The organism is Chitinophaga sp. 01L420 (assembly GCF_056399985.1).
Genome location: NZ_JBFTSK010000015.1, coordinates 63,572 through 87,890, shown reverse-complemented (window position 1 = coordinate 87,890; position 24,319 = coordinate 63,572). Strand labels below are relative to the sequence as shown.

Below are 24,319 nucleotides of genomic sequence, written 5' to 3'. Positions count from 1 at the left end.
CTTTTAAACGCAACAGGTATCTCATGAAAAAAATATTTTTTACCTCCGCAGTGTTGTTATCAGGTATGGTGTCGTATGCACAGTTTACGTACAACTACCTGAAAGCTGCAGATCAGTACTACAGCAAGGAAGACTACAACTCCGCCGCTACCTATTACGAAAAGTACCTGGGCTCCCGCACTAAAACCGTGAAGCCGGATACTTACAAGCCTTATGCAGCTGTGTCTGTAACGAAAAATAAAACGATAAAAGTCAGCAGCGAACAGCAGGCCGTGTACAAGCTGGCCGAAAGTTACCGCAACCTGCATAACTATGGCAAGGCAGCCCCCTATTACGAATCTGCCATGGAAATGGATAAAACCAGCTTTCCGCTGGCCGCCTACTATTATGCTGTTTCCCTGCGGGCACTGGCTAAATATGAAGACGCCGCACAGGCCTTCCGCAATTTCCTGAATAACTATACCAGCAATGATAAATTCTCAGAAGCTGCGAAAAGAGAATTGCAAAACCTGGAATTTATTACGGCACAGTTAAATAAAAAAGATTTATCGGAGTACAAGGTGAGCAAAGCGCCGGCAGCGCTAAACACCACCGGTGCCAGCTATGCGCCGGTGTGGAACAGCGGCAGCAATCTCATATTTACTTCTACCAGGCCAGATAGTTCTCTTCAGAAAAATCATACTTACATCAATCGTTTATATACGGGCGATTATGAAGCCGGACAAATATCCAATATCCGGCTGCTGAAGCTGAATCAACCGGAAGGACTGCATCAGGGTGCTGCTTGTTTATCGCCGGATGGACAATCATTATTCCTTACCCGCTGGCATATAGATCATGGCAAAAAAACGTCTGCTATTTATATTGCCCGCAAAAACGGTGATGGCTGGAATGAGCCGGTACTAATGGATGCCTTGGTGAACACTGCAGGAAATAATACCCAGCAACCTTATCTTTTGGGAGATGGCAAAACATTGTTGTATGCCAGTGACAGAGCCGATGGATATGGTGGTTTCGACTTATGGTATGCTACCCTCGACGAAACCGGTAAACCGTTACAGGCCACCAATCTGGGTAACGTCATTAATACTGCCGGCAACGAGCAATCACCGTTTTATCATGCAGCTACCGGCACATTAATATTCTCTGCCGATAACCGTATCGGTATGGGAGGCTACGACTTTTTCTCCAGCAAAGGAAACATTGGTAGCTGGAAAACCCCGGTGAATATGGGATACCCGGTAAACTCCGTAAAAGATGATATCTATTTCGCCAGCAGAAGCAATAATAAAAACCTGCTGGATGAAGTATTGCTGGGTACTGACCGCGCAGCGGCCTGTTGCCTGGAACTATTCTTTGTGCATAAAAACCGTCCGTTAAAACAACTCAGTGGTATTGTTATCTCCTGCGACAACCAAACCCCGCTGGCCGGCGCCGCTATCAATATTATTGATACGGTCAACAATAAGGTCATATTCACACAGCAAACCAACACTGATGGTAGCTACGCTTTTACAGTAGAAGATTACTTACCGTTAAAAGCAATAGCTAATGCCAACGGATATACGACTAACTCACAACAAATCAGCGTTCCCCTGAATGAAGATACGGCAGCTATCACCGCACCGGTATTATGCCTCACAAAAATCATTACACCAGAAGCCCCGGTAGTGCTGGAGAACGTGTATTACGATTTCAACAAGGCAACGTTGCAGGAAGCTTCTTTTGCATCACTCGACAAACTGGCGGACCTGCTGGCGGCTAATCCGGCCATGCACATAGAACTCAGCGCGCATACGGATAGCAAAGGTAAAGCAGCATTTAACCAACGCCTCTCTGAAGCCCGTGCAAAAAGTTGTGTCGACTATCTCGTGAACAAAGGCATTGAATCATCCAGACTTACTTACATCGGTTATGGTGCTACGCAACCCGTAGCTCCCAATACCCTGGAAGATGGCACTGATAATCCTGAAGGAAGACAAAAGAACAGGAGAACGGCATTTACCATTATTAAAAAGTAACAGCCCGGCTGTTTAATCCAAAATCGCTGATCCATGAAAAACATTGTGCTCATAGGTTTGCTTGTTTTGCTGGTGCATTTTACCCATGCACAGCAACAGCCACATTACACGCAGTATATCATGAATCCTTTTATTATCAATCCGGCGTTGGCAGGTATTGAAAACTACTGGGACCTGCGCCTGAGTCACCGGCATCAGTGGGTAGGTATGAAAGGAGCGCCGGTCACTACGTACCTGACCCTGCAGGGGCCACTGCGTAAATCGGATTACAATACCGCCTCTCCTACCGGTTTTGATCCGGAAGGAAACAATCCCAGGGGTAAAGCGTACTGGCAGGATTATACCACTCCTCCCCCGCATCCGGGTGTAGGGCTCACGATCCTGAACGACAGAACCGGTCCGCTGAATCGTTTCTCCGTTACCGGTGCATATGCACATCATATTAACCTGTCGCCCAGAACCAGCGTCAGTGCAGGCATTGGCATAGGTATGCAACAGGTGAGTCTCGATGCCAGCAAAGTATCCTTCTTTGATCCGTCCGATCCGGTATTGGGCAGCAGCTCCGGTGTATTGAACAAATGGAAACCGGAAGTAAATGCAGGATTATGGTTGTACTCAGCAGATTTTTTTGCAGGCTTATCGGCCCAGAATATTATACCGCAGCAAATCGGATTTGATAACGGTAAACTGGTTGGCGACTCTCTATATAGTGGTAAACTGGTGCCGCATTTATTCTTTACTACAGGCTATCGTTTATGGATAAACGATGATCTGAATGTAATGCCATCAGTGATGCTGAAAATGATTACCGCCATGCCACTGAGCGTAGATGTCAATGCCAGGTTCATGTATCGCGACCGGCTCTGGCTGGGTGCTTCCTATCGGCTGCATGACGGCGTAGCAGCCATGTTTGGGTTGAATATCAACTCACAGTTTAACATCGGTTACTCCTACGACTATACGGCATCATCTTTAAATACGGTGAGCAAAGGATCACATGAAATCATGATTGGTTTTCTGCTCGGCAACAAGTATGGAGATACCTGCCCACGTAACGTCTGGTAGTATTTTTTAATTGATTCTTTCATTAATAAATAAAAACAAAACAATTGTCATTATGAAACAGATTACACGTTTTATGCCCTATGCATTGATCACTGCTGTTGTATTATTTTTTGCTGCCTGCTCCAAAGACGGCGCTGCTGGTCCTGCAGGTCCAGCGGGTCCTGCCGGCCCTGGGGGCATACCGGGTGCCACTGGTCCTAAGGGCGATTCAGGTGCAGCTGGTAGTGCGAACGTTATCTATTCTACCTGGCAGGATGTAACATTTGCGCCGGCTGATACCATCTTTAATCAGAATGGTACTATTAACACCATCATTTACGGTGCTACGCTGACTGCCGCGAAGTTAAATGCTGCCTTGCTCGCCAATGCGTCTATCAATGTATACATCAATCTCGGTAACGCTGCCACTCCTTTCGTACAGGCATTACCGTATGTAGATGAATATGGTTACCTGGTAAGGTTTGTAGCCTACCTGGGTAAAATTGATCTGATCGGCAATGCACCTATCAGTACCACTACTGACAAACGTTACCAGTACAGATATGTAATTATTCCGGGCGGTGTTACGGCCAGAAGTGCTGCCGGCATTGACTGGAATGATTACAACCAGGTAAAAAAATATTTAAACTTAAAGGACTAGGTTGGCTATACCAGCCACCAATATGTGTCAGGGCTGCCCTATTCAGGGTGGCCCCATTCAAAAAACATTCATTGACCAACAATACACGATCACGCGCATGAACCTATATAGCAACCTGACGGATCAGGAATTAATCCGCCTCTATATTTCAGGAAATAACCCGGCCTTTACCACCCTGGTACATCGCCATAAAAACAGGATCTTTACCACCATCGTTCTATTGGTAAGAGATAGAAACCTGGCAGAAGATATTTTCCAGGAAGTATTTATCAAAATTGTGAATGCACTGAAATCCGGCCACTATGTGGATAACAGCCGTTTCCTTGCCTGGGCGGTAAGAATAGCCCACAACGCCTGTATCAGTCATTTCAGAAAAGCACATACCATGGTCATCTCCTACAACGATGCACTGGGCGATAGCATGGAGTTGTCAGAACACAGCCAGGAACATCTTATTATCAAAGCAGAAGTGAGTGAGGAAATCAATAGGATGCTCGATCGTTTGCCCGGCTTACAACGCGAAGCATTGATACTCCGGTATTATGCCGATCTGAGTTATAAAGAAATGGCGCAAACCATTGGTATCAGCATTAATACCGCATTGGGAAGAGTAAGATATGCACTGATGAATTTAAGAAAACAGGAAGGTGTGGAGAGCCTGGTATCCGTGTAACAGCCCGGTAAAGTAACCGACCCGGATTTGCATCCAGGCCGGCTATTTGCTATTGAACTTTTACAGAAGATACCTGGTCATTGGCACTTGGACTCAGGGTAAGAAAACTAGGTGTATCACTGGTGCTTGTCCAGGAAGTACCCGTAAAATTATCCCCCGCATACATGATCACGGTCCGGTCGGACGGCACCTTAACAGAAGAAGCCCAGTCGTTGGTGATGCCAAGTGCTGTCAGCTGCGCCGTTGTATAGTTACCCACTGCCAGCGGCTGACCGGCAGCACCACCGTAATTAATGTCCGCATAAAAAACAATGCCGCTGCTGCCACCGCTGGTTACATGCGGTGTAGGATGCGACCATACCAGTCCGGTTTGTCCCTTTATCATTTTAGCGCCATCGCTGGTGAGACGGAGATAGAAGTCTGCAGAAACAGCTACGCCATCTGCATCTAGCGATAGAAAATACTGATTTGTTGGTTTCATGGACGCGTTTTCTGCAGCTTTGGCAATAGCCGTGGCTTCATCATATTCATCAAACATGCCCACATATACGCTGGGCACGCCCGCATTACGGATATTGGCAAACTGCTGCCACATGAAATCACCATGTAATCTGGGTATTAAGTTTTGCGCACCACCTTTCCAGTTAGACCATGCAAAGCCAGGGAAGGCTTCTGCCTGGTAATCGATGTTATGGGAATTACAATAGGCAAAATCAGCGGCTACCACGCTGGCATAATTGTTAGCCCCTGTAATGTTTGAAAAAGTGCCGGTAGCCCAGGGCATGATCATATTACTGGCATCAAAAGCCGGCAGATTGGCGGTTTGTGTGCGCCAGTCTCTCGGACCACCCACAATTACATAACAGCCCTGGTTCTTGAAAAAGTTAATGACATCCAGCCAGGAGGTGGCATTGCCCGGCCGGTTGCTGACACCTACTCCCCAGATACAGATCACCGGCTTACCATTCTGTTTGGCATAGGCAGAAGATCCCGTCAGCTGCAGCGCGTTTACGATCACGTTAGTCCAGTCCGTTTTTATTTCTGTCTGGAAATTTGTCCAGCCGGAGATGTCATACATCACGTAAAACTTCCTGTTGTACGTTTGTGCGGCATCCCTTACTCTTTGTGCAATACCATCTTTCTGCGCATCACTTTTCCCAAAACGCTGCATGGCGGCACAGTCAATTCCATATTCCTGCATCCAGCGGAAATGGGTGTTCACCGTTTGCGGTGTCCAGGAAGAAAACAGGTTGGCCGGCTGCCCGTTGCCCAGATTAGCATAGCCCGTAGCAAAGGTGGTGGTGTACTCTCTTGTATCCGGCCACAGCTCAAAGGTTTGATTGCCGGGAGAAGGTGCATTGCCGCCAGGACTGCTGCCCCAGTGTACCCAGCTATTGCGCGGAGAGCCATCATTTTTGCAGGCAAACCAGCCCTGGTAACCTACCACCAGCTTGCCCACCACATCGCCGGCAGGCGACACCGGGAAAGCAGCTGCGCTCACATTCACAGCAGCCACGTCTTTCACCGTATCTACTTCCGGTGTCATCTTTTTTGTGCAGCTCATAACGATGGGGAGCAACAGCCCATAACAGCTCATGTGGTTAAAGCTCCGGAAAATAATCTGCCACCTGGAACGGGCAACGACAGAGCTATCATTTTTTGATAGTGCTTTCATAAAAACGTGGTTTGAGATGGTTAAAAAAAGAGCAGTTCATTCGGGTTGGGAATGAATGATGCTACTGGATACGTACAGAAGATATTTTATCGTTTGCGTTGGGCGACAAAGTGGTAAAATCCGGCGTGTCGGCTGTCCGGGTCCACGAGGCGCCACTGAAGTTATCATCTCCATAAAGTATTACCGTGCGCCCTGCAGGCACCTTTACGGAGGAAGCCCAGTCATTGGGCACACCCACCGCCGCCAACTGTGACAGGGTATAATTACCTGGCTGCAGCGGCTGACTGGCAGCGCCACCATAGTTGGTATTTTGGTAGAAGACAACACCGCCGGCAGTTCCACCGCTCAAGTAAGACGCCAGGATGGGTTTTATCAGGTTAGCTGCTTTGATATTACCACTTACACTGGGATGCAGACCATCGGTATAGTCGGCAGTAGTGAGCCAGCCATTGGTATCCACGTAGTGTAGTTTATTATCACCTGCTGCTATCCTCGCGTTTACAGCAGCTACAGTAGGCGCGGTTTTTACACCTATAAATGTTCTCAGCACAAAGATTTCAGCATCAGGGAATTTATTGCGCACATTAGCCAGAAAAGAAATATAGGCCGTTTGAAATTGCGCATCCGGCACCTGCTTATTATTATCATTGGTACCAAGATTAATTGCAATGATCTTTGGCGTATACCGTGTAAAGTCCCAATCAGGAGAATTGGCATAGGATGAATTCTGCAGTTTAAAATATTGTACCTCCATACTTCCCTGCGTAGCAAAACCGCTTACCAGCGTAATGCCCGGATAGGCGATCTGTGTATGCTCTGTACCCAGCAGTTCTGCACATACCCACGGATAGCCGGATACGTTCGCCTGTGCATCCGTATAGCCGGCAGTAATAGAGTCACCGATCCATTCAATCAGGTTGTTGGCCACTGCCGGTGTGCTGGTAGTAGCGCCCGGGTCGAGTACAAATCCCTGGAAGCTGAACAGATAGTTATAGTCTTTCCCCTGCGCCACACTGACAGTATGCGTTCCGGCCGGCAACGGTGTGGGCGTCAGGTTAATGGTACCACTGGCATTGAGGTAACTTACCCAGGGACCGCTATCGATCTTTGCAAAATAATTGGTGGCATTCCCTACTTTAATTTTCACCGTGGTACCGGTAAATTTAACCCGGAGATAACCGCCTCCCCAGTAATTCATATACTGACTGGTATTGCTGAAATCCCATCGACCAAAATACCGGATGTTGGGGTCGCCTAATTCACCAGGCAATGCTGCAATGGCGGCATTTGTTTTTATAGTCACCGCATCGGCAGCAGACCGGGGTGATGATTCTTTTAAATACGATTTGCTACAGGCGCCCGACAGACAAGCCGTGAGCAATAGTACAAACAGATAGATGCTCGTTTTCATATACGCAGAATTTGGTGAACAGGTGGAATGGTTTATTAAAGGCAAAGAACGCCAAGCACGATTAACAAATAGCTTAACAGATCCGTTAACATCGGGACTAACATCTTTTTTTCTTCAAAAAAGGCCCATCATATCTTAATGGTTTGGTAACATTGCCCGATTACATTTGCAGAGATATATCTACACATGAACGCGAACTTCCGGGAGGATATGGAATTGTTGCAGGGTATCCGTCAAAATGATGCCGGAGCTTTCAGGCAGTTATTTGACCAGTACTGGCAGCTGCTCTTTCAGCTCGCCGCCCGTAAAACAGCCGATGCGCAGGACGCGGAAGATATCGTACAGGAACTTTTCATAGAATTATGGCGCAAAAAGGAACCATTGGTACTGAGTGTGAGCCTTCAAAGCTACCTGGTATCCTGTGTCTACCTGAAAATATTTCAATACTTCAGGAAAAAAGGGTTCCAGGAAAAACACTATGAAGACTTTGCCCGTTATGAGGCACAGATCAAAGAGTCGCCGGAAGCAGCAGATCTCCCCCATGCTTCTTTTGAAACAGAATATGGCAAACTGCAGGATATTATTACGCAGACCATCGCCATGATGCCGCCGCAAATGCAAACCGTATTTTCCCTGAAGCATTACCGCGGCATGACAACCAATGACATTGCGGCCGAATTGAATATTTCCCCGGAATCGGTAAAAACACACCTGAAGCTGGGYATGATCCGCCTGCGTAAAGCAGGAGAACAATACCCAGCTGGCATCATCCTGCTACCTACTTTTTTAACCATCCTGGAGAGTTCATATTAAGTTAACATAGAAAGCTTCCCCCATTATTCCGGTTTGCGCAATTACTACCTGTATGGCGCAACATAAAAAACGATTAGACCTGCTGCTGCATAAATTCCTGCACCGGCGCAGCAGTCCAAAGGAGGCATCTTTACTATGGCAATGGCTCTGGCAACTGGATATCCCGGAAGAGCATGTCGCGACAGGGCAACAGGAACGCCTCTGGCAGGCTATTTCCCGGGAAACAATCACGGCGGCACCTAAACAAACGCACCGGTACCGTCGGCCTCTTTTAGCCGTAGCCGCCCTACTGCTTTGCCTGATAGCCATCGGCTGGCTGCTGCTAAAACCAACCACCCAACCCATCCAACAATATGTGGTAAACAGTGACGACCAGCATATGAAGTCTATCGGTTTACCCGATGGTAGTACCGTCATACTCAACCGCTCTTCTACCCTCACCTGGTCTTCTGACTATAATCATAAAGTACGGCAGGTAATACTTACGGGAGAAGGATACTTTAAAGTCGCCACCGATGATAAGCGACCTTTTATCGTGCAGTCAGCCGGGCTGGAAACCCACGTACTCGGCACCGCATTTAACATTGAAGCACACAAAGGTGCCGCACAAATACGGGTAGCACTCACGGCAGGCAAAATAGCGGTGTATCCGGCAGGTAGGCCGGAGCAGCAAAGTCTGCTGGAACCAGGACAGCTACTGCGTTATGAGCCAGCCACCGGCAAATTATCCACCAGCACCTTTACCAATGATGTAGTCTGTTGGACCACCGGCGGGCTTTCTTTTAACGGCATCCCACTATCGGAAGCACTTCAGCAACTGGAAACACATTATCATATCCGGATACAGTATCACCCACAGCAGCTGGCACATAAAACGGTGACCGCTTCTATGGGGAAAACCAGCTGGCAGAAAGCATTGTCGGCCATCCTGTTTCCGCACGATTTAAAGTATAAAGTAAAAGACAGCATCGTCATTATCCAATAAGCGCAAAAAAAGGAGGTGCGACCAACACCCCCCTTTGTAATACCTGCATTTAAAAAAACACAAGTACCAGTATGAACTACAATTTTACCCAAAAAAGGGGGAAGTACAAAAGTCACAAAAAACAGGGCCGGTTATTTTATTGTTTCCTGCTCACTTTAACATTGCTCCAGCTATCCGCAAGAGCACAACTTAATCAGTTAACAGAAAAAATAACCATTCACCTGCAGGCCACTACCGGCTTAAAGGTCATTGAGGCACTCGACAAACAAAGCAGTTACGGATTCACTTTCGCTGCAGAACAATTAAATGCAGTGGCCATTTCCGCCTTTCATGCCGCCAATATTACGCTGGGAGAAGCGTTGCATCAGCTGCAGCAACAATATGGACTGCAGTTTTCCCTGCAGGATAAAAACATATCTGTAAAAGCAGGACGGACGGCAGCAGGCAAACAACAACAGGGAAAAGTAACGGGCAGGATCCTGGATGATGAAAATGGCAAACCTGTTATTGGTGCTACTATCCGGATCGCCGACAAAGGAGCAGTTACCGATGCTGATGGCGCCTTCACCATATTACTGTCGCCGGGTAAATATGAAGCCATGATCAGCTCTATTGGGTATGGCACCAAAGCCATCACCGATGTTGACGTAAAAGATAATCCGCCTTTTATACTCAATGCCTCACTTAAAAGAAGCAAAGGACAATTGCAAAGCGTGGTCGTTACCGCCAATGCCCGCAAAGAAAGCGTGAACGCCCTCCTGCTGCAGCAAAAGAAAGCAGCAGAAATTACGAACGGCATTAGTGCAGAAGAAATTTCCCGTACCCCGGATAAAAATATCGGCGAAAGCTTAAAGCGTATCAGTGGGGTAAGCACCAACGAAAATAAATACGTAGTTGTACGCGGTATCGGAGAACGCTACAACACCGCTATGCTCGATGGCATTACGCTACCCAGCACAGAAGCACAAACCAGGAATTTTTCCTTCGACCTCATTCCCTCCAACCTGGTGGATAATGTAGTGGTGAGTAAAACCATCACACCGGATATGAATGCCAGCTTTGGTGGTGGCCTGATCCAAATCAACACCAAAGATATTCCTGCCTCCAATTTCACTTCCATTAGTGTGGGTACCTCCTACAATGATCAAACCACCGGAAAGGATTTTTATAGCCGGCCCAGAGGGAAATATGATTTCCTGGCATTCGATGATGGCCACAGAGGACACTATCCTGCCAACCTGCGACCAACAGAAGAAATATATTACGAGGCACATAAATTACCATTTGATATTTTCGAGCAAAGCCGACAGTTTAAGAACAACGACAATTTCAACACCTATCGTTACAAAGCGATGCCCTCGCAGAATTATCAGTTTACGATCGGCAGGGCGATAAAGCTGGATACCACCGGGCACAATAAACTGGGATATACCGGTTCCCTCAGCTATCGCAATACACAAACAACTACAGAACACCAGGACCTGCGACGCGGCTCCTGGCTGGCTACCGACAGCAGTGTAAATAATTATGGCGCCACTTATAGTTTTGTGACAACCATTGGTGCGCTATTAAATGTTGGCTGGCAAACAGGCAACAACCGTTTTAGTTTCCGTAACACCTATACCCGGATGTTCGATAACGCACTGGTAAGAACCTTTGGTTATGATAGAGATAACGGCAGACCATATAAGGATGATCCTCCAATACTACGGGAAACAGATGATCCCACCTTCCTTGATCTGCTACAGAATAAACTGAGTGGGCAACACCTTGCAGGAAAAGTGAAAATAGAGTGGAACCTCGCCAGAACCGCCATACACCGGAATGAAAAAGATGTGATCTACACGGCAGCCGGACCTGAAAAAGTAGGGGATACCTACATTTATGTTTACGGTCCGGGCAGTAGCACTGAACCTAAAGAACTACCAATATCCCGGTCGTATTTCCGAAATAATGAAACACATTACAACTGGGCTGCCAGCGCCTCCATCCCTTTTCGTGTAGGCAGTATTTTCAGCACCGTCAAAACAGGATATGCCGGGAACTCAAAAAAGAGCCGGTTTCGCTGGCAAATAGCACCGCTTGCGGCCACCACCAAATTTGCGGACAGCCTGCACTACCTGCCTGTTGGTGAATGGGGCAATCATATGTACGACTCCACCGGCTTTCTGTATGCATTCACTCCCTACGGTTTGGACTACTACGAAGGCAAAAGTGAATCCCACGCAGGCTTTGTAATGTTTGATCACCAATTACTCAGCAACCTGCGACTGGTATGGGGCCTGCGTGCAGAATACTATGCATATACGGAGCTCAACAACCCCACCAATACCAAGCTAAGTTTTTATGTGCCAAAAGATGATCCGAAATGGCAATGGATGCCATCGGCCAATCTTACCTGGAGCGTTACCCAACAGATCAATCTCCGGGCTTCCTGGAGCAATACCACCGTACGCCCGGAACTGATGGACAATGGCCGGTTTAACCGCTATAGTCCTTACTACGATGGACAACTGATGACAGGGGGTATTACCTCCACCCGCATTGCCAGCTACGATTTTAAAGCAGAATGGTATCCCGGCGCCGGAGAAGTGATCTCCGCGGGTGTTTTCCATAAATATTTTGATAAACCGGTGGAATTGGTCATCAATGCTAATTCCGGCAATCCTGCCTATGTATTGCAAAACTCAGAATGGGCCAAAGTGTATGGACTCGAATTTGAAGCCAGGAAAAACCTGGGCTTCATTGCACCGGCAGTATGGCTGGAAAACATTACCTTATTTGGTAACCTCACGTTACAAAAATCTACCGTACAAAGTCAATACTCTATGACGGATCCTGCTACCAAAAAAGAAATCACTTATATATATAGTAGCAAGCGGGAATTATACGGACAAGTACCTTTTCTGTTAAATGCCGGTATCACGTATAGCGGTAAGCATGTGGGGGTTAATATCGCCTATAATAAAGCCGGTTATAAAACCAACCTGGTATCCGACGATCCTCAATTAATGGAACGTGAAATGCCCCGGGAGCAACTGGATGCTCAGATCAGCTACAGAATGCTGCATGACAAACTGCAATTAAAATTCAACATGGGTAATTTATTAAATGGTCCGTTCCAGTTCTATAAAAACCTGCACTGGAGACAAAAAGCCGACTTCGTGGCACCCGATCACCGGTATGAATGGAGCGACCGGTTTGAATGGTTGCCTGGATACAGCGAAAAATATGAAGCAGGCGATACCCGTACCTTCACCCGCTTCATTGGTCGTACTTATAGCTTATCTGTTTCCTACAATTTCTAAATAAAAAAATAAAATCATGAAACGCATCTGCAGATCATTTATATACATGTTCACCATTGCTTCTTTTCTTACCGCCTGTAACAAAAAAGAGCTAGCCATCGCCCCGGTATCCGTGGTAAAAATGATGCTTCAAGGTTATAATGCTGATGATACGCTGGAAGTAGTAAAAGGTAATGAAGTACTGACTATATTGAAAGCCAACAGTACATTTCAATCCATCGCCCTGGTAGTCATCCGGAACGATAAAGAACAAATTGGCCTGCGTAAAAAAAGAACAAAGGAAATTATCAGCACGATTGACGTAAACAGGACACCTTTCGAACAAAAGAAAAAAATATTTTTTGATGGCAAAACCGTTAGCGATAAGATGGAAGTGACGCCTGTCACCAACCCGGAAAATATAGGCTTCCGCCTGTGGTTCACCACTGATTTCCCTTATTTCTACGGTGGTCTGGTAGATTTTGCTATTTCGAAGTTGACCTATGATAATATTACTTATGACTTCTCTTTTACACCAGTAAAAACAATAAAAAACGTTGGCAACACCTTCAGTGAATTTATAGAATTACCCCCGCTCACCAGCACTGAGCAGGAAACAAGTTTGTATATAGTAAGAATATTCAAAGCCGGCACTACGGAACTGCCTTATAAAGAAGGGGTGGACCTGTCTGCCTTACCGGAGCCTCAATTTTACTATTGTCCCATTGATGGGCTGAAAGCAGGGCAGAGCGCCTTATTCAAGGTGAGTCCGTACTATTCGGAAAAGCAATTGGGCGAAAGCTTCGCGCTGGAAGATATTGCTTACTTCTTTCGTTAAAAACTATTTATCCTTATAAAACCTATAGCGGCCATCTACAAAAAAGAGCTGATCATTGTGATCAGCTCTTTTTATTTTCACTCAAATAATTTATTGCTACAAAGATTTCCTTCTTATCAACACCGTAGGCAGTACTTCCTGTACCTTTTCCCGCGTTAATACAAAAATAGCAGCCTTTTCTGCCATCAGTTTAAAGTCCGTAGAGTAAGTAGTGATACCATTACAGATAATTTCTTTTACTACATCATCATTGTGAGACAGGATGCCCACATCCTTTCCGGGTACCAGTTTCTTTTCCACACAATCTTTCAGGATGGCCCACAACTCTGTATTGTTAATGGTGTAATATACTTTCCCTTTGGCAACGGTACCGGGTACATATTCTGTTTTAATTACCCCGTTGATTTTATGATCTTTAATAAAGCGTTTAAATGCTTTCAGAATTTCTATCGGCGTATCGGTAGAAGGCCGGTAGTAGAAGATCATTTCATCAAACTTGCGGATCGTATCTTTTAAAGTGGTGAATGCATGGTACGAGGAGTCTCCAAACTCCTGAACAATGTAAGAGTAATCCGCCTTCAATGGCTCATACCGGTCTATCATCAGGAACTTATCCATGGGCAGGCCTTTCAGGATCTCAACTGTTTTGGGATGCGGAATCGGCGCTACCACATACATCCCGTACCGGCCTTTAATAGTAGCCACGATGCTTTCAAATACCTCGATGTTATTGTGGTGGAAGAATACATCCAGCTGAATATTTTCGCCGAGGTTAGCACGGAATGTTTTGTAAAATGTTTCCTGGAAGGTATCAAATGCAAATAACAGCAATGCTACTTTCAGCTGCTGCCCGGTGTCATCGCTGCTTACAAAAAAACCCTGCCGGTTGCGTGCCGTCACAATACCTCTTTCCACCAGCTCTTTATAGCCTTTGGCGATTGTTTCCCTTGCAAATCCAAGTTCACCGATCAGGTTATTCACGGAAGGTAATGCATCCCCCCTCGATAACAATTTCGAATTGATGGCATTGATGATGCCCTGAACGAACTGTTCGTGTTTGGAAAGGCCTGGAATTCCTTCCAGTTCATGTATCTGCTCGTATATGTCCTGCATGTAAGGAAAATTAATCAGGGCGCTGCCAGGAGGCCACTCTTTTATGGTTATCAATTGTTCACTATAAAACGACAGCATAGCACGTTACTGTACTATGCTGTCCTACTAAGCTATCAACTTTTTTCTACACTTACAAGTTTTTGCAGGGAATAATGCTCTTCCGGCAGTGATTGCAATTTTTTTGCAGCCCATTCCGGTGTGATATCCCGTTGCGGACTCGCCAGGAGTTCATACCCTACCATGAACTTTTTCACGGCCGCAGAGCGCAGCAACGGCGGATAGAAATGCATGTGCCAATGCCATTCCGGATGTGCGCCGCTATTCACAGGCGCCTGGTGCATACCGGCAGAGTAAGGGAAAGACGTTTCAAAAAGATTATCATACCGGGTGCTCAGTCTTTTTAAAATATCTGCCAGCGCCAGCTTTTCTTCTTCCGTGAAATGCGTCATATCCGGTACATGCCGCTTACTCACTATCATGGTTTCAAACGGCCATACCGCCCAGAAAGGTACCAGCGCCACAAAATGTTCGTTCTCCACAACAATTCTCTCCTGCTTATCAAGTTCCAGGGCTACATAACTTTGCAGTAAGCTTTTTCCGGTAGTTTCATAATATTTTTTCTGGTGAGATGTTTCCTTGATCAGTTCTGCCGGCAAATCRCTGGCTGCCCAGATCTGGCTGTGTGGATGGGGGTTGCTGCATCCCATGATCTCGCCTTTGTTTTCAAAAATCTGTATATACTTAATGTCCGGATCTTTCGCTAAATCGCGAAACTCGTTCTCCCATAATCCAATCACTTTACGGATATCTGCCACTTCGAGCAACGGCAGGGTGAGATCATGCCGGGGCGAAAAACATACTACCCGGCAAATACCTTTCACGCCGCGCGCATGTAATAACTGATCTATCTGCTCTGCTCCGGCCGGCGTATCCGCCATCAGTGCCCCAAAATCATTGGTAAAAGCAAAAGGCTCCTTATAATCCGGATTCAGCTCTCCGCCCATCCGGGCGTTACCCGGACACAGGTAACAGGTAGCGTCATATGCAGGCAACGGATTTCTGTCTACTTTTTCTACTTTACCGTTCCATGGTCTTTTTGTACGATGTGGTGATACCAATACCCATTCACCCGTTAATATATTTAACCGCTGGTGTGGATGTTCTTCTAACTGGAATACGCTCATAAAATGGTTTAGGGTGCTTCGTTAATCTGGATCACCACACTGGTCCTTTTAAGGTTCAGTTGTGGATTAAATCCAATGGTCATTAAAAAATCTCCCGCAAAAGTAACATTATCTGGAATAGTGGAAACTTCTCCCGGATAAAGATTGATCTCTTTTAACCGGTATTTCTTCGCAGTATCCAGTCCTTTCAGCCGGATAGGTAATTTACTGCCTTCCCCGTAGCGGTAATTCACCAGGTAGTTGAACATCACGCCGCTGCTTTGTTTTTCATCCAGGTACATCACAGCGGCCACGCTGCCCTCGTGCGGATCTGCGAGGCGGTATTGATCACCGTGCCAGATCACATCTTTCAAAACAGTATAGTTGGATATAGCTTCCTGACAAAAGATCCGCTCCTTTTCTTTTAAATCCTTCACCACAATATCAAAGCCCAGCTTGCCCATCATGGCTACATCTACCCGATACTTAATCGGTTGTTTACCCCAGTCAGTCACATGATTGGCACTGGCAATAGCCGGATAGAAATAAGAATTTTCCCATTGAATAAAAATCCGTTCCAGCGGATCAGTGTTATCACTCGGCCAGTATTCTGTAAAATATTGTAAGGCCCCGTAATCCACCCGGCCGCCACCGCCTGAGCAAAGCATCATCGGCACAGTAGGATATTTGGCGCGTATCCTCGCCAGCACTTTATACAGTCCTCTTACGTACTCTACATACAGCTGGGAAGACTGCTTCCCCTGGTAAGCAGACCAGGCATTATAAATAACAGCGTTGCAATCCCATTTGATATAAGACAATTTCGGCGCTTTGATAAACAGCGAATCCACGATCTCAAAAACAAAGTCCTGTACTTTAGGGTTGCTTAAATCCAGCACCAGTTGATGGCGGAAATAATGCTCCTCCCGACCGGGTTGCCTTAACACCCAATCCGGATGCTTCGCGTTCAGTTCACTTTGCGGACTCACCATTTCCGGCTCTATCCATATGCCAAATTTCACCCCATTGCGTTGTGCCATACTATCCAGTGCCGCGATACCGTTGGGAAGCTTTTTGCGGTTCTCTTGCCAGTCGCCCAGCGCTGCATGATCACTGTTGCGGGGAAATTTATTACCAAACCAGCCGTCATCTAGCAGGAAAAGATCTACCCCCAGCTCTTTGGTATCTTTTAATAAGCCTTTCAGTTTTGCTTCGTCAAAATCAAAATAAGTGGCTTCCCAGTTATTCAATAAGGTGAGCCGCTCTCCTTTTCCATCCGGTATTTTATAGTTCCTGGCCCAGCGTTGCAGCTTACGGCTGGCATCTCCTTTTCCGTTGTTAGAAAAGGTATACAGGAAAGGCGGTGTTTCAAATGCTGTGTTAGCGGGTAGTATATAGGGAGATGCATAATTATTGATGCCGGCGATGATACGCAGGTTATCCAGGTTGTCCAGCTCAAGATCTACCCTGAAATTACCGCTCCACTCCACGGAACCATACAACACGCTGCCATGGTCTTCTGTAGCCGGTTGATCCAGCGAAATCATAAATACCGATGGCTGAAATAAATTAGCACGGGTACCCAGTTTAGAATCCAATGTTTTAATACCATGCGTCAGCTGGGATTCTTCTGGTTGCATTTCCTGGACCCAGTCGCCGTGATATTGCTTCAGCCAGTAACGGGATGCTTTTAAATACAGATTTGCAGACGCAAATTTCTGCAGGGTCACATTACCTTTTTCCGTGTGTCTGATCACCGACCATTGTTCTATTACATCTGCTGCTTTATACACTTTGTAATGCAGCGTTACTTCAAAAGGATACAAGGGGTCCTTTAGCAAAATGCTGGTTTCTTCCACATCCGGGCCACGGGAAATTGTTTTATGACTTACATACCGCAGATCCAGCCCATTGTTACCATCGGCATGGACCACCGCAATCGCTGGTTCGAAAAGATTTTTTGAACCGGCGGCAGTATACGCGGCATTGGCTACTTCGGAATAATCCACTGTTTGCTGGTAAGTAGCAGGGATTTGCTGATACGTGGCGCTGTTGGATAATTTAGTGCCGAAGTAGATGGTCGACAGTTGTCCTTTTGCATCTACCTGTAGAACCACTGCGTTTTGCTTTGATTCCACGGGTATAATCATTGGCCTGGAATCCTGTGCGGTGGCATATCCGCAACAGCCAATAACAAATAACCAGATACTATGTCTTACATGGATGAATCGCCTCATGAACAAAAACCTTTTATTTAAACGATAGCTACAAGTATTATGAGCAGTACGGATAACGGTAGCCCGCTATCCGTACTGCGTTTTAAGAAATATTAATACCCGTCATTCTGACGGAGTTTTTTACCGGAGGCATTAATTTCCGATTGAGGAATAGGCGCCCAGTAATTTTTTKCCGGATCAAAATTACGGGCCAGAGCAGTGATGATGCTGTAGGTAACAGACCCATCTGCTTGTTTGGTAGGACGGATACCATAAATAGGTACCTTCTCTGTTACACCGGCAATCATCCACCTGCGTACATCATAGTAACGGTGTTCTTCAAAGGCCAGCTCTATACGGCGTTCATTACGGATGCGGGTACGCATATCGGCTTTGGAAAGTCCCCCCGGCAATTCCGGCATACCTGCTCTGAGACGGATACTGTTCACCGCCTTATACACACTATCTACCGGCCCTGCGGCTTCGTTCTTTGCTTCCGCAAAGTTGAGCAGCACTTCTGCATACCTTAAATATTTCCAGGGCTGATAGGCCGTCTGGTTAGGATTTTCTACCGGATTACTTTCATTGATATATTTTCTTACATAATAACCGGTAGGACTGGTATTCCAGTTACCATTACCATCTTTACTGTCTTTACCACCAGGCAAAAATGTCTCCACGTTACGGGTTCTGTAAGGTGCACCATTATACAAGATGCTGGCATAAAAACGCGGATCCCTGTTTTCGTACGGCTTCGCCTTTTGGGTGGCATTATTCCAGTCGAAACGGGTACCATCTTTCATCTCATAATCATCTACCAGGTTTTGCATCGGTGTATTACCACCCCAGCCACCATAGCCGTTAGGGCCATTTACCAGCTCCAGGTTGGTGTGTTCATTGGTAGGAGAATATACGCGTTCAAAAATATCTTCCGAAGTACCACTGATCGTAAATAATGTTTTGTAATCGTTGTACAGGGAAAACTTATTCAGTGCAATGACTGCTTGTGCAGCATTGGCAGCGGCAGTCCATTTGCCGGCGTTATCAACATTTTTAGCATACAAAGGACTGGCTGCATATAGCAACAGGCGTGCTTTCAGTGCCAGCGCTGCTTCATAGGAACCACGACCAATAGGATACTTTTTATTCTGCATCAGGGTGGCGGCATTATCCAGTTCATTCACAGCATACTGGATACATTCCTGTACCGGTTTGCGGATAAACAACGAATCGAAGTTGGTATCTTCCAATGTGTATACCCGATCTCCCACCAACGGCACATCACCAAAATTGCGGATCAGGTCCTGGTAACGGTAAGCACGGATAAAACGTAATTCTCCTTTCAGTCTGTCTTTGCCATAACCGCTCATCGGTACTTTGTCGATGTTAGCCAACGCATAGTTCACCTCTCTGATACTACGGTAACTTCTGATCCAGGTATCACTGATCCAACCTGTTCTGTCAGGCGTAAGCGCGCCCTGCTGCACAAACCAGGTATTGTTATCCCATACCACCATAGACTCATCTGTCACAGAACTCATCCAGGCATCTTCGAAAGCCCTGCCAAAGCCAGGCTTGCCGCCATCATTGTTGCCACCTACACCAATATATCTACCGGTTACGTAAGCCTCTGCCAATGAGGAATCGCCCCATACCGCCGCATCGGTGATGATGCTGGTAGGTGTGGTATTCAGAAAATCTTTTTTACATGCTCCCAGTGCCGCGAGGCCAGCTGCTGCCAGGATCAGTGCTATATGTTTCGTTGTCATTTCTTTGCAATTGAAATAGTAAATGAATTGTTGCTCCTCTTAAAAATTCACATTCACACCCACGTTAAATACCTTCTGTTGCGGATAAAAATATCCGCTGCCATCGGTGCCTTCCGGATCTATTTGTTTCACACGGGTAAAGGTGAGCAGGTTAAAGCCATTCAGATAGAAACGCGCCGCTTTAATAGATGCTTTGGATAATAAAGACGGTGGCAGGTTGTAGCCAATCTCTACGTTCTTAAGACGGATGAATGACGTATTCCAGTTCCAGAAAGTGCTGGGGTAGGAACCCAGGTTGCTGGAGTTAGGTCTGGATACAGCACGTGGCCAGGAAGCATTGGTGTTTTCAGGCGTCCAGCGGTTATCTGCCCACTCTTTCAGGAAGGAACCAAATTCACCGGATTCCCAGAGGAGGTATTGCGCTGAATTACCTTGTCCCTGCAGCAAAATATTTACAACAAAACTTTTCCAGGAGGCTCCTAACGTGATACCATATACGATTTGCGGAATGTTGTTCTGATCTACTCTTACCCGGTCGTTAGCGGTGATTTTTTTATCGCCATCGAAATCTTCCAGGATCAGGTCACCAGGCTGCGTGCCAGGTGCATGCGGTGTTGCATCAATTTGTGCCTGGTCTTTGTAGATACCTATACTGCGGTAGTATAAGCCGGCATTGATCGGATGGCCTTCCACTTTCTGGTGAAAGGGAGTGCTGGGAGCTTCATCCAGGAAAATGACTTTATTTTTGATAAAGCTGAAGTTACCGCCAATGTTGAATTTCACTTCATTGAACTTCGTTTCATACATCACCGATGCTTCAATACCCTTGTTACTCACCTTACCGATATTTTCGTCCGGTATCTGGCTGCTGCTGATACCACTCACTCCCGGGATGCTTAAGCTTCTTGCCGCAAGGATGTTATCCCTGGTTTCACGAAATACATCTACGGTTACATTGAAATGATTTAACAATGATAAGTCCACACCAATATTGGCTTTCTTCGCTGTTTCCCAGGTGATATTGGGGTTCGCCAGTTTAGCCCAGAAGATAGTGGGGATATTGGCGCCATAAGGCTGCCCGGCATTATTCACGGTGCTAAGCACGCCGGTTTGCAGATTCAGGTTTTGCAGGTACTGATAACCTGGTGCCTGGTCTGGCGCAATGTTTTCATTTCCCAGCAAGCCGTAGGAAGCACGGAGCTTTAAGCTGTTCACCACATTTTTATTAAACCAGGATTCTTCCGAAATGCGCCATGCGGCCATCGCGCTGGGGAAAAAGCCATATTGTTTTCCGGGTGCAAAAATGGAAGATCCATCTTCCCGCAACTGTACATCCAATAAATATTTTTCTGAGTAGTTATAACTGATACGGCCAAAATAACTTCTGCGGGTAATGATATAGCTACTGCCGTAGTTACTGGCATCCGTTGGTAAAGCACCACCCTGGCTCAGTTCCGGCAACTGCGTAGTGATATAGTTCTGACGGCCGGCGCCAAAAGTTTCGTATGTTGTTTTGGACTGCTGTACGGCCGCAAATGCGCTGAGCTGATGTTTGCCAAAGTGTTTATCATAGCTCAGACGGAGAAAGGAGTTCAGGAGAGTATAGTTAATCTGGCTTTCAGACATGGAAGGATTATTCGGTCCGCCTTTCACCGGATCATAGGTCTTATCCCCTTTATCATACTGGTATACAATCCAGTTTTTTGCCAGCTGTTTATCAAATTCGAAACGTTTGTCGATAGATACCATTCCATCTAAAGACAATCCTTTCGCCAGCTGGTAACTTGCTTTTCCAATCACGCTTCCGGTGGTAATAGGTCTTTTATCAGCACCGGATAGCTGTGCCATGGCCAGCGGGTTCTTGCCCATTTCCACGCCGGCACCCATGAGTCCATTCGGATAATAAGCGGGGAGTGTAGGGTAAGTACGATACAGGAATTCGAACACGTTAGATGCCCCGAAACCTGCCAGTGCTGTTTTTTCTTCCTGGCGACCAGACACCTGTACCGTTGCCTTGAATTTAGGCGAGAAGTTGATATCAAAGTTCGCGCGGATATTATACTGTTTATAGTTAAGCGGACTATTACGATACAATCCATCCTGGTTCAGGAAGCCGCCGGAGATATAATAATTCAGTTTCTCGCTGCCACCGGAGAAGGATAAATTCGCAGAAGTTTGTGAAGACAATGGCTTAAACAGTTCCTTCTCCCAGTCTGTATTAGGATAGGATACCGGATCTTTTCCATTTCTGAACAGTTCTATTTCTACATCGGAATAGCGTTGATTTTTGCCTTGTGTGGGGCTGTTATAATAGGCTATTTCATTGAGGATGGTTGCATAGGTGGAAGCATCTACAAATTCCGGTAAGCGGGTAGGTTTAATAAAACCCTGGTTGAGGGTAAAATTGAAATTTGTTTTACCGGCTTCTCCTTTCTTGGTAGTGACGAGTATAACGCCGTTTGCTGCCTGGGAGCCATAAATGGCAGCAGAGGCATCTTTCAGCACAGTAATACTTTCAATGTCGTTAGGATTTAACCGGGAAAATCCACCGAGTGCGTTGGGTACACCATCAATTACTATCAGGGGGGCAGAGTTGCCGGTGGTGGCCACGCCGCGGATCAGCAGGCGGGCATCATCGTAACCTGGCTCTCCGCTGGTGTTAGGCGCGATGAGTCCGGGCATACGGCCTACGAGTGAATTCGAAATATTTGGTTGCGGACTTTTTAAGAGTTCTGCACTTTTCACTGCTGTCACCGAACCGGTTAAAGTGGCTTTTTTAGCCGTACCATATCCTACTACTACCACATCACTGAGATTTTCTATAGTAGATACCAGGGAGATGATGTTAATGTCGTCTGTCAGCAGGACCTCCTGTTGTTGGAAGCCGATACCGGAAACCACCACGGTATTTTTACCGGCTGGTGCACTAAGAAGAAATCTGCCTTCCTCATCCGTTTTGGTGCCGGTGGTGGTGCCTTTCACGACTATATTGATAAAGGGTAGCGGTGATTTATCTGTGGAATTGATGACTTTCCCTTTAAACGGTTTTTGCTGGGCGTATCCAGGTACACACAAACAAAACGCAGAAAGAAACGCTAAAACGCATTTCACCAAATGTCTGGCAATCATTTTCAAAAATTTAAAACGTAAATGGAATACGAACGGTGGAAAAAATGAATCGTGGATGGCGCGGTGCTCCAATATTCATAACGTGCTTGTTTTAGTTGACCTGTACTATACTGTTCTATACTATACTATTCTATACTACAAATATAATTTCCAAGAGTGAAACCGCCAAAAAAATAATTTCACAGTTTAGTAACAGTGGGAAAGCGACCACTGGTAAGGCTAATTGACCACTATAAATAAATCGAATCCTTAAACTGCTGTTAACATTGTAATCCTACATTAGCACAATAACTTCTCCTGATATATGGTCAGCATTATACTTTTATCCTGCGTCAACTTTCAAACCGGCGTTGCACTTTATCTGTTTAATATCCTGAGACCAAAAGATAAATTTGAGAAAGCACTCAACGCTTTTCTCATCATCCTGTTCATACACCTGGTCATCAAGCTGTCACTGCTGGTCGTCTTAAAAAATAACTTCCTATATAACAACAACTCCAGCGGCTTCGGCGTAGCCTATGGCCCCCTACTCTATCTCGCTACACTTTTTTTTCTCTCACCCAATACGGTAAAGCGCCGCACCATTGTGCTGCATATGGCTCCCCTTCCCTTGTTTACCCTTGTATTTTTTGTTAACAGTGCAGGATACCTGAAAGGAGTTATCTCACCGGGGTTTATTAATACCTATTCCCTTATCTATCAGTTATTCAGTTCGGTTTCACTGATCATTTATCCGCTGGTATCCTGGCAGCTGTTAAACAAAAGGGAAAGGAACGATGATCCCCAAACCCTCCACAAACTAAAACTGCTCGATTCCATTATCCATATTCTCCTCACCGGTATCCTGCTGGGGCTTTTTTTTATTATTTCCTATTACGCGCAAACAGGTAAGTGGGATCTTAATCCATGGATACTAACCTATATCTGTTTCCTGGTATTGCTGGTGCTGATTCTTCGCTATAAAATGGAAACAGTGCCCTCTTTCCAAAAGGCCCAGGAAACGGTGAAAGCCGATGCAACAGTTGTTGAGGCAACTCCCGACCGTCACTACAAAAAATCCCCACTGGATGAAGCGAGACTGGATGCCTATGAAACCAGCATCCGCGCTTTTATGGAGAAAAGTAAAATATACCTTGAACCGGAAATCTCGCTGGAAGATCTCTCCGAAAGAGCCAAAATCCCTAAACATCATATCACCCAACTACTCAATGAACACCTCCAAAAAAATTTCTACACCTTTATTAATGAATATAGAATCGAAGAGGCGCTGACAAAACTAAAAGACCCGGAGCTGGATATAAATATATTATCACTCGCTTATGATTGTGGGTTCAATTCAAAGTCTTCTTTCAACAATTACTTCAAAAAAATAACTGGACAAACCCCTTCCAGCTATCGCAAAAAAGTACAGGAAAACATTCCGGTAACAATTCAGTAAGAATTAGGTAACATCCACTTTTTCTCTTAATCACTTGATTACAAACATCCTAAGAAAATGTAGTCGTGCTAACCATGTGGCAC

16 protein-coding genes are annotated in these 24,319 nt (G+C 45.9%); 9 read left to right on the top strand and 7 right to left on the bottom strand.

From position 1 onward, the window contains the following. The first annotated feature begins 23 nt into the window (after nt 1–23). From AC1DP6_RS16450 to AC1DP6_RS16435, 4 genes are read left to right on the top strand one after another with little or no spacing between them, the layout of a single operon-like run. Nucleotides 24–2,021 (top strand): OmpA family protein, encoded by a 1,998-nt coding sequence (locus AC1DP6_RS16450; RefSeq protein ID WP_477055803.1) that lies wholly within the window; start codon nt 24–26, stop codon nt 2,019–2,021. A 33-nt stretch (nt 2,022–2,054) separates the two neighbouring features. After that, nucleotides 2,055–3,086, top strand: coding sequence for a PorP/SprF family type IX secretion system membrane protein (locus AC1DP6_RS16445; RefSeq protein ID WP_477055802.1), 1,032 nt, complete (start codon nt 2,055–2,057; stop codon nt 3,084–3,086). 52 nt (nt 3,087–3,138) lie between these two features. After that, nucleotides 3,139–3,726, top strand: a complete 588-nt coding sequence (locus AC1DP6_RS16440; protein ID WP_477055801.1) for a hypothetical protein — start codon at nt 3,139–3,141, stop codon at nt 3,724–3,726. A 1-nt stretch (nt 3,727) separates the two neighbouring features. After that, entirely contained in the window at nt 3,728–4,399 is a 672-nt protein-coding gene (locus tag AC1DP6_RS16435; protein WP_477026010.1) for an RNA polymerase sigma factor, read from the top strand. A gap of 49 nt (nt 4,400–4,448) precedes the next feature. On the opposite strand, the gene AC1DP6_RS16430 is transcribed toward AC1DP6_RS16435, so the two are convergent. Then, complete coding sequence (locus tag AC1DP6_RS16430) at nt 4,449–6,074, bottom strand: glycoside hydrolase family 99 protein (RefSeq protein ID WP_477055800.1); 1,626 nt, start codon at nt 6,072–6,074, stop codon at nt 4,449–4,451. Nucleotides 6,075–6,135: 61 nt separating this feature from the next. Further along, a complete protein-coding gene (locus AC1DP6_RS16425) occupies nt 6,136–7,485 on the bottom strand; it encodes a GDSL-type esterase/lipase family protein (protein WP_477055799.1) in 1,350 nt (449 codons plus the stop codon). Between the two features lie 186 nt (nt 7,486–7,671). On the opposite strand from AC1DP6_RS16425, the gene AC1DP6_RS16420 reads away from it, so the two are divergent. The 4 genes from AC1DP6_RS16420 to AC1DP6_RS16405 all read left to right on the top strand — a co-directional run bounded on the left by AC1DP6_RS16420 (nt 7,672) and on the right by AC1DP6_RS16405 (nt 13,408). Then, the gene (locus AC1DP6_RS16420) at nt 7,672–8,298 is read left to right on the top strand and encodes an RNA polymerase sigma-70 factor (RefSeq protein ID WP_477055798.1); all 627 of its coding nucleotides are present in this window, start codon (nt 7,672–7,674) and stop codon (nt 8,296–8,298) included. A gap of 52 nt (nt 8,299–8,350) precedes the next feature. After that, the gene (locus AC1DP6_RS16415; protein ID WP_477055797.1) at nt 8,351–9,283 is read left to right on the top strand and encodes a FecR family protein; all 933 of its coding nucleotides are present in this window, start codon (nt 8,351–8,353) and stop codon (nt 9,281–9,283) included. A gap of 71 nt (nt 9,284–9,354) precedes the next feature. Next, nucleotides 9,355–12,591 carry a TonB-dependent receptor gene (locus AC1DP6_RS16410; protein WP_477055796.1) on the top strand — a complete coding sequence of 1,079 codons (3,237 nt, stop codon included), beginning with the start codon at nt 9,355–9,357 and terminating at the stop codon, nt 12,589–12,591. 16 nt (nt 12,592–12,607) lie between these two features. Beyond that, nucleotides 12,608–13,408, top strand: coding sequence for a hypothetical protein (locus tag AC1DP6_RS16405; RefSeq protein WP_477055795.1), 801 nt, complete (start codon nt 12,608–12,610; stop codon nt 13,406–13,408). Between the two features lie 96 nt (nt 13,409–13,504). Here the strand turns inward: AC1DP6_RS16405 and AC1DP6_RS16400 are convergent, their stop codons facing one another. From AC1DP6_RS16400 to AC1DP6_RS16380, 5 genes are all read right to left on the bottom strand, one after another. Beyond that, a complete protein-coding gene (locus AC1DP6_RS16400) occupies nt 13,505–14,521 on the bottom strand; it encodes a GntR family transcriptional regulator (RefSeq protein ID WP_477055794.1) in 1,017 nt (338 codons plus the stop codon). 113 nt (nt 14,522–14,634) lie between these two features. Continuing rightward, entirely contained in the window at nt 14,635–15,705 is a 1,071-nt protein-coding gene (locus AC1DP6_RS16395; protein WP_477055793.1) for a UDP-glucose--hexose-1-phosphate uridylyltransferase, read from the bottom strand. Nucleotides 15,706–15,713: 8 nt separating this feature from the next. Further along, entirely contained in the window at nt 15,714–17,921 is a 2,208-nt protein-coding gene (locus tag AC1DP6_RS16390; protein ID WP_477055792.1) for an alpha-galactosidase, read from the bottom strand. A gap of 92 nt (nt 17,922–18,013) precedes the next feature. Further along, nucleotides 18,014–19,669 carry a RagB/SusD family nutrient uptake outer membrane protein gene (locus AC1DP6_RS16385; protein WP_477055791.1) on the bottom strand — a complete coding sequence of 552 codons (1,656 nt, stop codon included), beginning with the start codon at nt 19,667–19,669 and terminating at the stop codon, nt 18,014–18,016. A gap of 39 nt (nt 19,670–19,708) precedes the next feature. Beyond that, nucleotides 19,709–22,798: a SusC/RagA family TonB-linked outer membrane protein gene (locus AC1DP6_RS16380; protein WP_477055790.1), complete on the bottom strand. Its 3,090-nt coding sequence runs from the start codon at nt 22,796–22,798 to the stop codon at nt 19,709–19,711. 304 nt (nt 22,799–23,102) lie between these two features. Between AC1DP6_RS16380 and AC1DP6_RS16375 the strand changes: the two genes are divergently transcribed. After that, a complete protein-coding gene (locus AC1DP6_RS16375; protein WP_477055789.1) occupies nt 23,103–24,236 on the top strand; it encodes a helix-turn-helix domain-containing protein in 1,134 nt (377 codons plus the stop codon). The last annotated feature ends 83 nt before the right edge of the window (nt 24,237–24,319 follow it).